Annotated in this window: 10 protein-coding genes; 3 read left to right on the top strand and 7 right to left on the bottom strand. The window is 66.5% G+C overall.

All coding sequences use genetic code 11. The annotated features are described in order from the left end of the window. Nucleotides 1-8: 8 nt before the first annotated feature. The 3 genes from AC1DEM_RS01900 to AC1DEM_RS01890 are packed head-to-tail and all read right to left on the bottom strand — an operon-like array spanning nt 9 to nt 6,907. Complete coding sequence (locus tag AC1DEM_RS01900; protein WP_476882835.1) at nt 9-4,883, bottom strand: NAD-glutamate dehydrogenase; 4,875 nt, start codon at nt 4,881-4,883, stop codon at nt 9-11. A 57-nt stretch (nt 4,884-4,940) separates the two neighbouring features. Further along, the gene (locus tag AC1DEM_RS01895; protein WP_476882834.1) at nt 4,941-6,266 is read right to left on the bottom strand and encodes a CpaE/TadZ family protein; all 1,326 of its coding nucleotides are present in this window, start codon (nt 6,264-6,266) and stop codon (nt 4,941-4,943) included. Continuing rightward, nucleotides 6,263-6,907, bottom strand: a complete 645-nt coding sequence (locus AC1DEM_RS01890) for a CpaB family protein (RefSeq protein WP_476882833.1) — start codon at nt 6,905-6,907, stop codon at nt 6,263-6,265. Before AC1DEM_RS01890 ends, AC1DEM_RS01895 begins: the two co-directional genes overlap by 4 nt. Before the next feature lie 152 nt (nt 6,908-7,059). On the opposite strand from AC1DEM_RS01890, the gene AC1DEM_RS01885 reads away from it, so the two are divergent. Further along, nucleotides 7,060-7,281, top strand: coding sequence for a helix-turn-helix domain-containing protein (locus tag AC1DEM_RS01885; RefSeq protein WP_277522814.1), 222 nt, complete (start codon nt 7,060-7,062; stop codon nt 7,279-7,281). A gap of 14 nt (nt 7,282-7,295) precedes the next feature. Here the strand turns inward: AC1DEM_RS01885 and AC1DEM_RS01880 are convergent, their stop codons facing one another. Beyond that, nucleotides 7,296-7,865 carry a hypothetical protein gene (locus AC1DEM_RS01880; protein WP_476882832.1) on the bottom strand — a complete coding sequence of 190 codons (570 nt, stop codon included), beginning with the start codon at nt 7,863-7,865 and terminating at the stop codon, nt 7,296-7,298. Nucleotides 7,866-8,146: 281 nt separating this feature from the next. On the opposite strand from AC1DEM_RS01880, the gene AC1DEM_RS01875 reads away from it, so the two are divergent. Continuing rightward, the gene (locus AC1DEM_RS01875) at nt 8,147-8,872 is read left to right on the top strand and encodes a LysM peptidoglycan-binding domain-containing protein (protein ID WP_476882831.1); all 726 of its coding nucleotides are present in this window, start codon (nt 8,147-8,149) and stop codon (nt 8,870-8,872) included. 162 nt (nt 8,873-9,034) lie between these two features. Further along, a complete protein-coding gene (locus tag AC1DEM_RS01870) occupies nt 9,035-9,517 on the top strand; it encodes an Rv3235 family protein (RefSeq protein ID WP_476882830.1) in 483 nt (160 codons plus the stop codon). 175 nt (nt 9,518-9,692) lie between these two features. Here AC1DEM_RS01870 and secA read toward each other — a convergent pair whose 3' ends face one another. From secA to hpf, 3 genes are all read right to left on the bottom strand, one after another. Beyond that, nucleotides 9,693-12,431, bottom strand: a complete 2,739-nt coding sequence (secA, locus tag AC1DEM_RS01865; RefSeq protein WP_476882829.1) for a preprotein translocase subunit SecA — start codon at nt 12,429-12,431, stop codon at nt 9,693-9,695. A gap of 84 nt (nt 12,432-12,515) precedes the next feature. Further along, entirely contained in the window at nt 12,516-13,751 is a 1,236-nt protein-coding gene (locus tag AC1DEM_RS01860; protein WP_476882828.1) for a winged helix-turn-helix domain-containing protein, read from the bottom strand. 33 nt (nt 13,752-13,784) lie between these two features. Further along, nucleotides 13,785-14,510, bottom strand: a complete 726-nt coding sequence (gene hpf / locus AC1DEM_RS01855) for a ribosome hibernation-promoting factor, HPF/YfiA family (RefSeq protein WP_476882827.1) — start codon at nt 14,508-14,510, stop codon at nt 13,785-13,787. Between the last annotated feature and the right edge of the window lie 47 nt (nt 14,511-14,557).

The raw sequence follows: 14,557 nt of genomic DNA, 5'->3' as shown, positions 1-14,557 counted from the left end.
GCAGCCCCTTAGCGTCGGACGATTGACCTCAAGAGCCTCAATGCTACCGACAGTGAAGCCATGTCATCGGCCTCGAGCGCATTGACCTCGTCAAACATGGACTTCGCCCGGCCCAACTGCTCCGCGTTCTGGTCCTCCCAGGCCGCCAGCCGCTCTTCAGCCGGAGTCCCGGCCGGAGTGGTCTCCAGCACCGCCGTCGTCATATCCGAGACGGTGGAGTAGAGGTCATCGCGCAGTGCTGCGCGGGCCAGCGCCTGCCAGCGGTCCGCCCTCGGCAGCTTGGTGATGCGTTCGAGGAGGGAATCTGCATGGAAGCGGTTGAAGACCGTGTAGTAGACGTGGGCGATATCGGCCACGGACTCCTTGCTGCCGTGGACGATCTTGGCGATATCCAGGAGCACGAAGCTCTCGAACAGTTCCGCCCAGCGGTGTGCCAGGTCTTCCGGAAGGTCCCAGCTGCGCGCCTTCTCCAGCCATTCGGCCACCCGGGCGCGGTCGTCGCCCCGGAGGTAGTCCAGCAGCCGGGCCCGCATGGGATCCATGAGCGGCTTGAATTCGGCCACGACCTCGGCGATGGGACGGGACGCGGAGCCCTGGCCCAGGAGCCACCGGACGGCGCGGTCCAGCAGCCGCCGGATGTCCAGGTGGACGGTGCTCCAGTGTTCGGTCGGGAACGACGCCGGCAGTTCGTTGAGTTCCTTGACCATGATGTCCAGCTCGTAGACCTCCCGGAGCGCCACGAACGCCTTGGCGAGGGCCGCTTCCGTGGCCGAAGTTTCCTCAATGGCGCGGAACGCGAAGGTGATGCCGCCGAGGTTGATCATGTCGTTGGCAACCACGGTCGCGATGATCTCGCGGCGCAGCGGGTGGGTGTCCAGTTCGGCGTCGAACCTCTCCCGCAGCTGCTCCGGGAAGTACTTCCGCAGCGTCGTGCGGAACCACGGGTCATCGGCGAGGTCGCTGTCGCGCAGCGCGCTGGCAAGTTCGATCTTGGCGTAGGCGGCCAGGACCGAAAGCTCCGGGGAGGTCAGCCCCTGGCCCTGTTCCAGCCGCTCCTGCAGCGTGGCCGTGGTGGGCAGCGCCTCGAGGTCCCGCTTGAGGTCCGCCGACTTTTCCAGCCAGTCCATGAGCCGTTCGTAGCTGGGGCTCCATTCGGAGACCCGCATCCGGTCGTTGAGGAGCAGGATGTTCTGGTCGATGTTGTCCTCGAGCACCAGCCGGCCGACCTCGTCAGTCATCGAGGCCAGGAAGTCCGCCCGCTCGGCGGGCTCAAGCTTGCCGGCCGCGACCATCCGGTCCACGAAGATCTTGATGTTGACCTCGTGGTCCGAGCAGTCCACACCGGCCGAGTTGTCGATCGCATCCGTGTTGAGGATGACGCCCTGCAGCGCGGCCTCGATGCGTCCGCGCTGGGTCATCCCCAGGTTTCCGCCTTCGCCGACCACCTTGACCCGCAGTTCGCGGCCGTCCACGCGGATGGCGTCGTTGGCCTTGTCGCCAACCTCGGCATTCGTTTCGGTGCTGGCCTTGACGTAGGTCCCGATGCCGCCGTTGTAGAGCAGGTCCGCCGGGGCGAGGAGGATGGCGCGCAGGAGGTCCGGCGGGCTCAGTTCCGTGGTGCCCTCGGGGATGCCGAGCGCTGCGCGGACCTGTGCGGACACGGGGATCGACTTGGCCTGCCGGGCAAAGACGCCGCCGCCTTCGCTAATGAGCGACTTGTTGTAGTCGTCCCAGGAGGACCGGGGCAGTTCGAAGAGCCGCTGGCGCTCGGCGTAGGACGTTGCCTCGTCCGGGGTGGGGTCGAGGAAGATGTGCCGGTGATCGAAGGCCGCCAGCAGGCGGATGTGCTTGGAGAGCAGCATGCCGTTGCCGAACACGTCACCGGACATGTCACCGACGCCCACCACGGTGAAGGGCTCGGCCTGGGTGTCGAGGTCCAGCTCGCTGAAGTGGCGCTTGACCGATTCCCAGGCACCGCGGGCGGTGATGCCCATGGCCTTGTGGTCATAGCCGACGGAGCCGCCGGAGGCGAAGGCGTCGCCGAGCCAGAAGCCGTATTCGCCCGCCAGCCCGTTGGCGATGTCGGAGAAGGACGCCGTGCCCTTGTCGGCCGCGACCACCAGGTAGGAGTCGTCGTCGTCGTGGCGCACGACGTCGGCCGGCGGCCGGACGGTTTCGCCATCGGCCGTCACGATCAGGTTGTCCGTGATGTCCAGGAGTCCGCGGATGAACGTCTTGTAGCTCTCGACGCCCTCGGCCATCCAGGCGCTGCGGTCTGCTGCGGGGTCCGGGAGCTGCTTGGCGTAGAAGCCGCCCTTGGCGCCCGTTGGGACGATGACGGCGTTCTTGACGGTCTGGGCCTTGACGAGGCCCAGGATTTCGGTGCGGAAGTCCTCGCGCCGGTCCGACCAGCGCAGGCCGCCGCGGGCCACCTTGCCGAAGCGGAGGTGCACGCCCTCGACCCGGGGCGAGTAGACCCAGATTTCGAACATGGGCCGCGGGAACGGCAGGCCCGCGATGCGGGACGGATCCAGCTTGAAGCTCAGGTGGGGCTTGTTCTGGTAGAAGTTTGTCCGGAGCGTGGCCTCGATCAGGTTCTTGAACGTGCGCAGCAGCCGGTCGGCGTCGAGGGTCGCGACCTGCTCGATCGCTGCATCCAGTCCGGCGAGGACCTCGACTTCCCTGAGCGCGCGCTCCGCGTCGCTGAGTGTCGGGTCAAAGCGTGCCGTGAACAGGGCGCTGAGTCCCCGCGTGACCTCTGGGTTCGCCAGCAGGGTGTCCGCCAGGAATCCGAAGGAGTTGGTGTTGCCCATTTGCCGCATGTACTTGGCGTAAGCGCGCAGCACGACCACCTGGCGCCAGTGCATGCCCTCCCGCAGCACCAGCCGGTCGAAGCTGTCGGACTCGACGGCGCCGGTCACGGCAGCGCCGAAGGACTCGCCGAGCAGCTGGCCGGTGGCCTGGGGATCCACGCCGGCGGGGTACTTGAGGCCGAGGTCGTAGAGGAAGAAGTCCCGCTGATCCGCGGTCTCAATCTCGAACGGGCGCTCGTCCAGGACCTCGAGGCCGAGGTTATGGAAGTACGGCAGGATCTGGCTTAGGCTCTTCGGCTCCAGCATGTAGAGCTTGACGCGGGCGTCCTCTTCCAGCGTGGCGCCGGCGCCTTCGGGGAGGTAGACGTGAACGCCTGGCTGCTCCTTGACCCCTTCGCCGGCCCGTTCGGCCGCGGCTCCGTACTTTTCGAAGCGGTCGATGTCCTGCAGCGCGTCTTCGATCTCATAGTCCACGCGGTAGCTGGCGGGGAACGCTTCCGCCCAGACGGCTGCCAGTTCCTTGGCGCCGTTCTCCCTGAGGCCCGCGCCCCCGCCGTTGCCGCGGGCGCGCAGAACTTCAGAAATGCCTTCGCCCCACGAGCGGGCGGCCCGGACCAGGCGCTTCTCCAGCTCGTCGCTGTTGACGTTACTGACGTCGGCGTCCTTGGGCAGCCGGATCCGGAAGAAGAGGCGGGCCAGGGCGGACTCCGTCATGCGCGCCTCGTAGTCGATGGACACGGCGTCGAAGGTCTCCCGCAGTTCCTGCTCAATGCGGAGGCGGACGTTGGTGGTGTAGCGGTCGCGCGGCAAGTAGACGACGGCGGACATGAACCGGCCGTAAATGTCGGGACGGAGGAAGAGCCTCGTCCGGCGGCGTTCCTGCAGCCGCTGGATGCCGGTGGCGATGGCGGCGAGGTCCGGGATTTCGATCTGGAACATCTCATCGCGGGGGTAGGTCTCGAGGATGCCCAACAGGTCCTTGCCCGAGTGCGAGTCCGGCGGGAAACCGGCGTCGTGGAGGACAGCGGCCACTTTTTCCCGGACCACGGGGATATCACGGACGGAGCCGGCGTAGGCGGTCGTGGCGAAAAGGCCGATGAAGCGGCGCTCCCCGTTGACGTTGCCGGCCGCGTCGAAGCTCTTGACGCCGATGTAGTCCAGGTACGCCGGGCGGTGCACGGTGGAGCGCGAGTTCGCCTTGGTGATCACCAGGGCGCGCTTCTCGCGTGCCTTCTTCCTGCCGGCCTCGGTGAGGTGCTGGACCTGGCGGCTGTCCGCGCCGGCGCGGAGAAGGCCGAGGCCACTTTCCTCGCGCAGTTCCAGCACATCCTCACCGGATACGTTCACGAGGTCGTATTCGCGGTAGCCGAGGAAAGTGAAGTTGCCGTCATCGAGCCAGCGGAGCAGGTCCTGGGCCTGGCGCAGCTCGGCAATCTGCGCCCGGTTGGCCACCCGGTCCAAGTCCGCGGAGATCTCAAGGGCCTTCGTGCGCATCTTCGGCCAGTCTTCGACGGCGGCGCGGACGTCGCCGAGCACGCGGGTGATTCCCTTGACCAGCTCGGCGCGCTTGCTCTCGTCGACGAGGTCGATTTCGACGGCGATCCAGGATTCCATGTGCGAGGCGTTGTCGCCCTCGGCGATCAGGTGGGAGAGGTTCGGCATGGCCGCCGTGTCACCGCTGGAGATGCCCAGGTGGGAGGGTACACGCGCCACCTTGACCAGGTTGCCGGTCTCGCGGTTGCGGGTCACCACGAACAGCGGGTGCAGTACGAGGTGGATGGGTGCATTCTGGCGGACCAGTTCGGCGTTGACGGAGTCCACGAGGAAGGGCATGTCATCGGTGACGATGTACAGGACGCTGCAATCGGCCTCGTCACGGAGGGCGACGTTCGCGGTGCCAGGCTGCCGCATCGCCGCGATCTGGCGGTGCGTATCCGCCCTGGCCGTCAGGACTTCCTGGGGGTAGGCCCGGAGATCCTCCTCCGCGAGGTGCTCGTAGTAATCCCCGAGGTAGCTTTCGCTACTCCCGATCGAAACGGGCTGATCCTCCACGCTGGACCCAGACGACATCGAAACGCCTCCATAAAAGAAGTTCACAGCCGCCTCATTGCGGCCCTTATGTTGACCCTAGCTCTTTGCCCGGCGCTCTGCTGTGGAAGAAAATACAAAGGATTTCTTGTTTCGCTGGGCAGGTGCACAAACCAATGCGGCGATCGCACGCCGCAGCTCAGAGTCGGGCGCGGATTCGAGCAAAAGCGCCCCAGCCAGCAGGGCGGCGTCGCTGACCGCGGGGTCGGACGGCAGGAACGCCGTCAACGGCACCGAGGGGCCGTACCGCTCCCACGCTGCCCGGAGCTGACGTTCGGGCGACCGCCCCACCGCGGAGGTCCTGACTTTGTTCATGACCACTTGGGGCGCTGCCTGCGGGACGGCCGTCTGGAGCTCCGCCAGGCCGCGGACCAGCCTCGGCACGCCGATGGAGTCGGCCGCCCCGACGGCAAAGACCGTGTCGGCCAGCTCCAGGCTTCTCAGGGTCGCGGCGTTGCGGCGCGGCGCGCCGCTGTCGAAGCCAAGCTCGTCATCGGCTTCGAGGCAGAAGCCGGTGTCCACCACAGTGACATCTGCGATCTCCCGCGCCCGCTCCAGCACCAGCGTGAGCGCCGCGGCGCGCAGTTCCGTCCAGCGGTCCGCCCTCGTGATCCCGGTAAGCACGCGAAACGTCCCTGCCTTGGTCGCCACCGTCGTGGCGATCCTGAGCAGGGCCTCGGCGTCGAGAAGTCCCTGGTCTGCCAGCCGACAGGCCTGGGCCAGCCCGGCAGCCTCGTCGAGCAGACCCAGGAGGGCGGCCACGCTGGCACCGTAACTGTCGGCGTCGACCAGCAGCACCGATTGCCCTTCAGCGGCCAGCTCCCCCGCGATGTTGGCGGCCACCAGGGTCCGGCCCGGCGCGCCAGCCGGGCCCCAGACCGCAATGATCCGTCCTCTCGCGGCATGGCCCGGGGTGACTGGGGCCGCCCCGGAAGGCCGGGGGGCGTCGCCACCGGCCGTGCCGGCCACGGAGGAAGCGTCGTCGGACCCTGCGAGCCGCGGCCGGTGTCCGGCGCCACTGAGCTGCGCCACGGCTGCGGAAATCCGCGCCGCAAGGGCGGCGGCATCGACAGCCCGGGCTTCTGCTGCCACGCCAATGGCCCGCAGACGGGCCGTTTCCTCCGGATTGTCAGTCAGGGCGATGACAACGACGCCGACGGCGGACAGGCGGTCCACCAGCGAGGCCGTCAGCTCCTCGCTACCAGCCGCGATGACAGCGGCGCGGGCCAGCCCGCTCTGGCAGGCGGCCAGCAGTTCCGCCAGCTCGCCGCACCGCCGGACAACGGACACAGGTCCGTGCAACCGCTCCAGGCCGCCCACCAGGTCATCGCGGGCGTCCCCCACCGTCACCACGGGAATGCTCATCGTGCGGCACCCCCCGGGTTCCACACGACCGCGATCTTTGCCTTGTTGGCCTGGGCTCCCAACAGCTTCGGCATCTGGGCATCAGGGGCGAGCACCATGACCACCATTGACCGTGAGGATCCAAGGGCAGTGCTGCCCGGGGTGATCTGGGCAATTTCGGCGCCGGAGAGGAGCAGCGTCGGTTCGCTGAAGCCGTTGCGGGTATCCGGCAAGGCCACCCAAACGTCCACGCGGGAGCCCGCCACGGCTTGAGCGGGAAGGGTTTCCTCGACAGTTACGGCTACGGGCCTGCGGTCCAGCCCATCGAGCTGGCCGACACTCTCGCGCGGCACCAATTGGTCCTTGCCGATTCTCTGCACGGCCACCAGGCCGGCGTCCAGGCCGGCCTCCGGGGTCAGGTAGTGCTGTTCCACCTCGCCGAGACGTACCTTGACCCGGTGCAGCATCTCGACGGTCAGCGTCTCGCCGACGGCGATCGGCTCGCGCGCCGCGTACGCTTCGGTGGTCTGGTCCACGGCACCGACCAGCGAGACCACCCCCACCACGGATGCCAGGACAAGCAGGATTCCGACGAGGAGCCGGGGGTCTTTCCAGGACGGCTTTTTCAAACGGGCCCCTTCGGCTGCCGCGCTTCCACTCATGCGTCCGCTCCCCCTGTCGTCGCCGTCCTTCCCGGTATGCCGGGCACCCCTATTGTTGCGCCCGGGCCGCCCAGGTGGAAGATCCAGGGCCAAACAGGTGCAAACTGTGGATAACCGCGCCAGTCGGCATCAACGGTGGCAAAATGGACTTCATGCCTCGATTCCTGACTCTCGCTGACGTTGCCGAGCAGCTCCAGATCAACTCTCCGGCAGCCTACGCACTGGTTCGCAGCGGGGAGCTCAAGGCGATCCAGGTGGGCGGGCGCGGCCAGTGGCGGGTCGAGGAGAAGATGCTTGAGCAGTACATCCAGGAACGCTACGCCGAGGCCAGCCGCATGATCGAAGAGGCCAAGTCGAAGTCTGCCGAACGTTGATCTGGGCGTTCTGACTAACCTCCCGCGGCACCAACGGATCTGATGCCAGCAAGGGCGCGAAAAGGAATTGACACTACCTGCCGCGCGCTGGCTGGACGCCACTCCTCGCCTTCAGCCGCCATGAGCAGATCCAGGAAATCCCGGCCGACAGTGTCAATGACGCCGTGGAGCGCGGTCTCTGCCCTCCCGTGCGAGATAAGTATCAACACCCGCGCCCGGTTCCTGGCCAGTCCCCGCAGTGCACTGCCCAATCCCAGCCGCCGGCGGACGGTTGACGGTTCGGAGACCGCCACCCGCGAAAGACCCACATACTGAGCGGCCGCGGCATAGGGAATCAGGACCTGGTGTTGGGGTTCATCAAGGACCAGGGCTTCGCTGCCCGCGTGGCTCAGCACCCCCTCGAACGCCGACCCTGAGGCCAGGTGCACGCGGATGCTGAGCCCGAGGGAGCCGCGGAGCCTGTCCGCGAGCTCTATGCCCGCAGAATCCACCAGTGCACGCTCCGCTATTTCTGCCTCAAAATCCAGCCGCTGGCGCGCAGCCAGCTGCGTCTCCATGTCATCAAACAGGGCGTCCCACCGCATGGCGCCAGCGTAAGCGCGCCTCCCGGACGGGTCAATCCGCAGACGGCGGCTCTTTGGGGGGACGCCTATCCACAGGCCCGGATTGCATCTAGACAAACCGGGCCCGTGGACACAGACTTCATTCAACAGGCTTAAACGTCATCAAATGACATCAAACAGCATCAAACAGCATTGTGTGCGAAACGGAGGAATGAGCAATGGACCGGACAGCGGCGCAGCAACCCAGGACCCAGCCCTCGACATTGCCGACGCCCAGGCTGACGGTTCGGACCGATGCAGCCATGGCCACTGCCATCCTGCTGCTGGGGATCTTCCTCGCCACCACGGGTGGTTTCCTCGTCCAGCGCTGGCAGTCAGGCTCGGCGCGCCGGCAGTCACTTTCCTTCGAGGACCAGCTGGGGATCGTGGCAAATACCGCAGGACTGATCGTCATCACCTGGTGGGTGATGTCCCTCGCCATCGCCGTCGCGGCAGCGCTGCTTGACCGTCTTGGCAGGACCCGCGCGGCGGCCTCCACAGGCCGGTTCAGTCCGGCGTTCATGCGCCGGCTGGTTCTCGCCGCCGTGGGCATGCAGCTGCTGACAGCGCCGCTGGCCTCCGCGGCGACTGCGCCCGACGGGCACGGTGCGGGCCGGTCTGGCCAGGCAGCGGTGTCGGCATCGTGGACACCGCCGCCCGGGCAGGCCCCGGCGCCAGGGCCGCAGGATCCGGCCACCGGTTCCGCGGTAGATCCGCGCTGGAAGCCCGTGAGCCCGGTCGTGGATGCCGGACCACTGGCCGCACGCCAGGCACGCGCTCAGGACGCGCCAGGCGCCCGCCAGGAGGTCACGGTCCGGTCCGGTGATTCGCTGTGGAGCATCGCCGCGGCGACGCTGGGGCCGTTCGCGTCCGACGCCGACATCGCCAGAGAGTGGCCCCGGCTGTATGCGGGGAACCGCGACACCATCGGAGCCAACCCGCACTTCCTGCGGCCCGGCCAGGTCCTCATCCTCCCGCCGCCAACCTAGCGGACCCCCGCCACACACGGGTCCAGGCCAGAATCACGGACAGGGCAGAACCACGGCCAGGGCCCGTCGGAAGTTCAGCCAACGGGAAGTCGGCCAGCACCAGCCCCGCCAGCACCCCCGCAAACCAGCCATCAGTCATCAGCCATCAGCAAAGGAACCGTCATGAATGCAGTCACCGGGATCCGCTCAGCCGCGGCAACCCCAGCCCCGCGCTCCCCCGCCCTCCGGGTTGTGTCCGGCACGGCAACACCGGCCACGAAGGCCGCCGCGGTCCCGCCGCCACTGCGCGTTGTTGACGAAGCCCGCGAGATTTGTGCGATTTCCCGCAGCATAGTGCAAGCCGCCATCGAAGTGTTGGCCGGCACGCGGCCCGCACAGCAGCTCTCCCGCCGCCTGGACCCTCGTTGCCTGGCTGCACTGCAGCACCGTGCCGCACTGACCCGCCGGGTTGCGTCCGGCAGCTCGCCAACGGCGGGGCGGCTGCACCGCAACCCGTCGGTCCGGTCTGTCCGGGCCTGCCGCGTTTCGGATGACGTCTACGAGGCCAGCGCGGTCGTGGTGGAGGAATCACGGGTCCGCGCGGTCGCGCTGCGGTTGGAACGCGGCACAGCGGCCTGGCGCGTCACGGTGCTGGAGATCGGCTGAACCGCGGGGCCTCAGGGGGAAACGAGCAGAGACAGGCAGGAAGGGGCAGAAAACCGCGCCCGGCCTGTCAGGGAAAGGAGGCCTGTCAGGGAAAGCCAGCCTGTCATTGAAAGGAGGCGCAAACACGGGAGGACCGGAGCGATTGCTCCGGTCCTCCCGTACGTTGGCGTGGTGCCTAGCGCCGCTTCTTCTTCGCTGTGCGGCGGCCGATGTCCTGCGCCGCTGCCTTGGCCGGGTTTCCCGAACGTCCGGTGCCCTTCGCCTCGATCCTGGTCTGCGCGGCGCCGTCTTCGCCGGGGGCGGTGTACTGCAGCTGCGCGGGCTTCTCGGGGGCCTCGAGTCCGGCGGCATGGATCTGCGGCTCGTGGTGTTCGGTGTGCTGGCCCTCGGCGTCCGCCACCACAACATCTTCGGCAGGCGTCACTTCGACGTCGAGGTTGAACAGGAAGCCGACGCTCTCCTCACGGATCGCCTCCATCATGGCCTGGAACATGATGAAGCCCTCGCGCTGGTACTCCACCAGGGGGTCGCGCTGGGCCATGGCGCGCAGCCCGATGCCCTCCTTGAGGTAGTCCATCTCGTAGAGGTGTTCCTGCCACTTCCGTCCGATGACGGACAGGACCACCCGGCGCTCCAGTTCGCGCATGCTCTCAGAGCCGATCGCCTGCTCCCTGGCCTGGTAGACCAGACGGGCATCGGAGAGGATTTCTTCGCGGAGGAAGTCGACTGTGACCCGGGACTTGCCGCCGGCCTCGTCAATGACGTCGCGGGGGGTGAAGCTCACAGGGTAGAGGGTCTTGAGGTTGGACCACAGGAGGTTGAAGTCCCAGTCATCGCCGGTGCCCTCGGCCGTGGCTTGGTCGATGGAGGCGTTGATGGTGTCTTCCAGGAAGTACTGGACCTTCTCGTGCAGGTCATCGCCTTCGAGGATGCGGCGCCGGTCGCCGTAGATTGCCTCGCGCTGGCGGTTCAGGACGTCGTCGTACTTCAGCACGTTCTTGCGCTGTTCGGCGTTGCGGCCCTCCACCTGGCCCTGCGCCGAGGCGATGGCGCGCGAGACGAGCTTGGACTCGAGGGCGACGTCGTCCGGTACCGAGCTGTTCATCAGCCGTTCGGCCGCGCCGGAGTTGAACAGCCGCATCAGGTCATCGGTCAGCGAGAGGTAGAACCGGGACTCGCCCGGGTCGCCCTGGCGTCCGGAACGGCCCCGGAGCTGGTTGTCGATGCGGCGGGACTCGTGCCGTTCGGTGCCGAGCACGTAGAGTCCGCCCAGGTTCAGGACTTCCTCGTGCTCGTCCTTGACAGCCTGCTTGGCAGACTCAAACGCCTCGGGCCACGCGGCCTCGTACTCCTCGGAGTTTTCCTCCGGGTCGAGGCCCCGCTTGGCCAGTTCGGCGACGGCGGTGAACTCGGCGTTGCCGCCGAGCATGATGTCAGTACCGCGGCCGGCCATGTTGGTTGCGACGGTGACGGCGCCCTTGCGGCCGGCCTGGGCGACGATGGAGGCTTCCCGGGCGTGGTTCTTGGCGTTCAGGACCTCATGCCGGACACCTTCCTTCGCCAGCAGCTGGGAGAGGTATTCGCTCTTCTCAACGCTGGTGGTGCCGACCAGGACGGGCTGGCCCTTCTCGTGGCGTTCGGCGATGTCCTTGACTACGGCGTCGAACTTGACGGCCTCATTCTTGTAGACGAGGTCGGCCTGGTCGATCCGGGTCATGTCGCGGTTGGTGGGGATGGCAACGACGCCGAGCTTGTAAGTGCTCATGAACTCGGCGGCCTCGGTCTCGGCCGTGCCGGTCATGCCCGCGAGCTTGTCGTACATGCGGAAGTAGTTCTGCAGCGTGACGGTGGCGAGCGTCTGGTTCTCGGCCTTGATCTCGACGCCTTCCTTGGCTTCGATGGCCTGGTGCATGCCCTCGTTGTAGCGGCGGCCGGCGAGGATGCGGCCGGTGTGCTCATCGACGATCAGCACCTCGCCGTCGAGGATGACGTAGTCCTTGTCGCGCTTGAAAAGTTCCTTGGCCTTGATGGCGTTGTTCAGGAAGCCGATCAGGGGCGTGTTGGCGGACTCGTAAAGGTTGTGGATGCCGAGGTAGTCCTCGACCTTTTCGATGCCGGCCTCGAGGACACCGACGGTGCGCTTCTTCTCATCGACCTCGTAGTCGGTCTCGGCGTGCAGACGCGTGACCACCTTTGCGAATTCGCTGTACCAACGGTTGGTGTCGCCCTGGGCCGGGCCGGAGATGATGAGTGGGGTGCGGGCCTCGTCGATGAGGATGGAGTCCACTTCGTCGACGACGGCGAAGTGGTGGCCGCGCTGGACGAGTTCGGACTTGTCCCACGCCATGTTGTCGCGCAGGTAGTCGAAGCCGAATTCGTTGTTGGTGCCGTAGGTGATGTCCGCGGCGTACTGCTCGCGGCGCAGCGCAGGATCTTGGTTTGACAGGATGCAACCGCTGCTCAGGCCGAGGAAGCGGTAGACGCGGCCCATGAGGTCGGACTGGTATTCGGCGAGGTAGTCGTTCACGGTAATGACGTGGACGCCCTTGCCGGCAAGGGCGTTGAGGTAGGCCGGAGCGGTGGCCACCAGGGTCTTGCCTTCACCGGTCTTCATTTCGGCGATGTTGCCCAGGTGCAGGGCGGCGCCGCCCATGAGCTGGACATCGAAGTGGCGCATGCCGAGGGTACGGGAGGAGGCTTCGCGGACGGCGGCGAAGGCTTCAGGCAAAAGATCGTCCAGCTTCTCGCCTGCCTGGTGGCGTTCGCGCAGACGGTCAGTTTCTTCACGGAGCTCGGCATCCGTGAAGGTCTGGAAGGAGCTCTCCAGGGCATTAATGGAATCGGCATAGTTCCGCAGTTGCCTCAGGGTTTTTTTGTCACCCGTGCGGAGAAGTTTTTCGATAAGTGTTGCCACGTGAAGTTGCTCCCAGTCTCAAGCTGCCGAATTCTGGCCTGTTTAGTCTACGGGAGAGACGCAGGGCCGGTGGCGCCTGTTCCCTCATAGCGGATAGTGAAATTGCCGGGCAGCCACGGCTTCGGCGAGCGCCGGCGCGAGGTTCCCCGTTGGCGAGACAACTACCCCGTCCAGTCCCAGCCACTCTGCCATGAGCTGGAGTTCCGCGGCGAGTTCAACGGCGGTGTCCCCTGGGGCGCCTTCTTCCGCATGGGCGGCCCTTGCCAGGAGCCGGCCGCCGGCCCGGTCCGCTTTGAGGTCCACGCGGGCAACAATCGCGTCGCGGAGCAGGAACGGCAGGACGTAGTAGCCGTACCTCCGCTTCGGCTCTGGCGTGTAGATCTCGATCCGGTAATGGAACCCGAAGAGTTCCTCGAGCCGCCGGCGTTCGAACACCATGGAGTCGAAAGGGCTCAGGATTGCCCGGCCGCTGGCTGAGCGCGGAAGTTTCGCCTCCGTGTGACGGTACACGGGCCGGTCCCAGCCGGCCACCGTGACCGGTTCCAGCCGGCCGCTGTCCACCAGGTTCTGGACTGACACCGCGGCAGCTTTCTGCGGTGTCCGGAAGTAGTCCGCGAAGCACCGCACGGTCCCAATGCCGTGGGCCTGGGCGGCGGCGTCGATCAGCCGATCCATCGCGGCGGCCGCGTCCGCTTCGGGTGCCGGCGCTTCCGCGGCCGGTCCGGGGAGCACCTTGGAAGTGAGGGTGTAACGCCGTTCGAAGGATTCGGTCCGCGAGGATGCCGTGACAAGTCCCTCCTCGAAGAGATGTTCCAGCACCCTTTTGACGGCGTTCCAGTTCCAGCCCCAGTTCTCCCGCTGCTGATCTTCCACGTGGCCGAGCCGGGCTGTCAGTTCGGCGGCGGTCATCGGTTTCCCGGCGGCCAGGGTTTCCAGCACCTTGGCCGCCACCCCGTTGCGCAGTTCGGGGTCCATGCCGTGCGCGCCCACCCATTTGCGGCTCTGCCACTGCACGAGGTCGTAGAAGTGGTCCGGCCGGATGAAGCAGGCTTCGTGGGCCCAGTACTCCATCATCCGGCGCGGGTGGGTACCCGCCATGCGTTGGAGGATTGCCCGGTCGTAGTTGCCGAGCCGCGAGAAGAACGGCAGGAAGTGGCTGCGGGAGACCACATTGACAGAGTCGATCTGAACCAGGTGCAGCCGGGCAAAGGTACGGCCCACCGCCCGTGCGCTCACGGGTCCGGCGGGCCGTTCCTTGTCCAATCCCTGGGCTGCCAACGCGATCCGCCGTGCCTGTGCCAGGCTCAGCGATGCTTGCACGTTAGTCCCTTCGTCGGAAAAGTCTGCACCAGCTTATGCGCTGGCGGGCTCATCCTCTGAACGGTAGGCCAGGATTTTCTCTTCCAGACTCGAATGTCCGGGCTCGCACGTCTGGTCAAGGGAGATGACCCCGTAGGTCCAGCCTTCACGGCGGTACACGACCGACGGCGCCTTGGTCTCCTTGTCAACGAAAAGGTAGAAGTCGTGACCCACAAGTTCCATGTTGTCGACGGCGTCATCGAGCGTGAGCTGTGCCGCGGGGAAAACCTTCCGGCGGATCAGCACAGGCGAATCGCCGGCCGGAATATCGTTCTCGACATCGTACGGCGACTTGGCTGCCGCCGACACTTGGGTCTCCTGCTGCTGCGCCGCCTCCACGTAAAGAGGTTCGCTGGGGCTGGCCGGCTCCAAGGCTGCCGTCGCCTCGGTCACGGACTTCGGGGTGTGCCGACCGTGATGGACCTTTCTGCGGTCCCTAGCCCTGCGCAGGCGTTCAAGAAGCTTGTTGTAAGCGAGATCGAACGCAGCGAACTTGTCGGCGGCACTCGCTTCTGCGCGGATTACGGGACCGCGCCCCAGGACTGTCAACTCAACCGTGAGCGATTCGGCGGTCTGGCGGGCTTTGGTCTCTTTGGTGACCTTCGCGTCTACCCTCTGGACCTTGTCTCCCAACGACGCGATCTTTGAGATCTTGTCGTCGGCATACTCGCGGAACCGGTCTGAGACCGTCAAGTTGCGTCCGCTGATCATGAACTCCATGGTGCCCTCCAAATGACTTCGGTGACACGACGGCGGTACTTCCCGGG

The sequence above is a fragment of the Arthrobacter sp. 05T420 genome, assembly GCF_056396305.1.
This window is presented reverse-complemented; position numbering and strand designations above follow the sequence as displayed.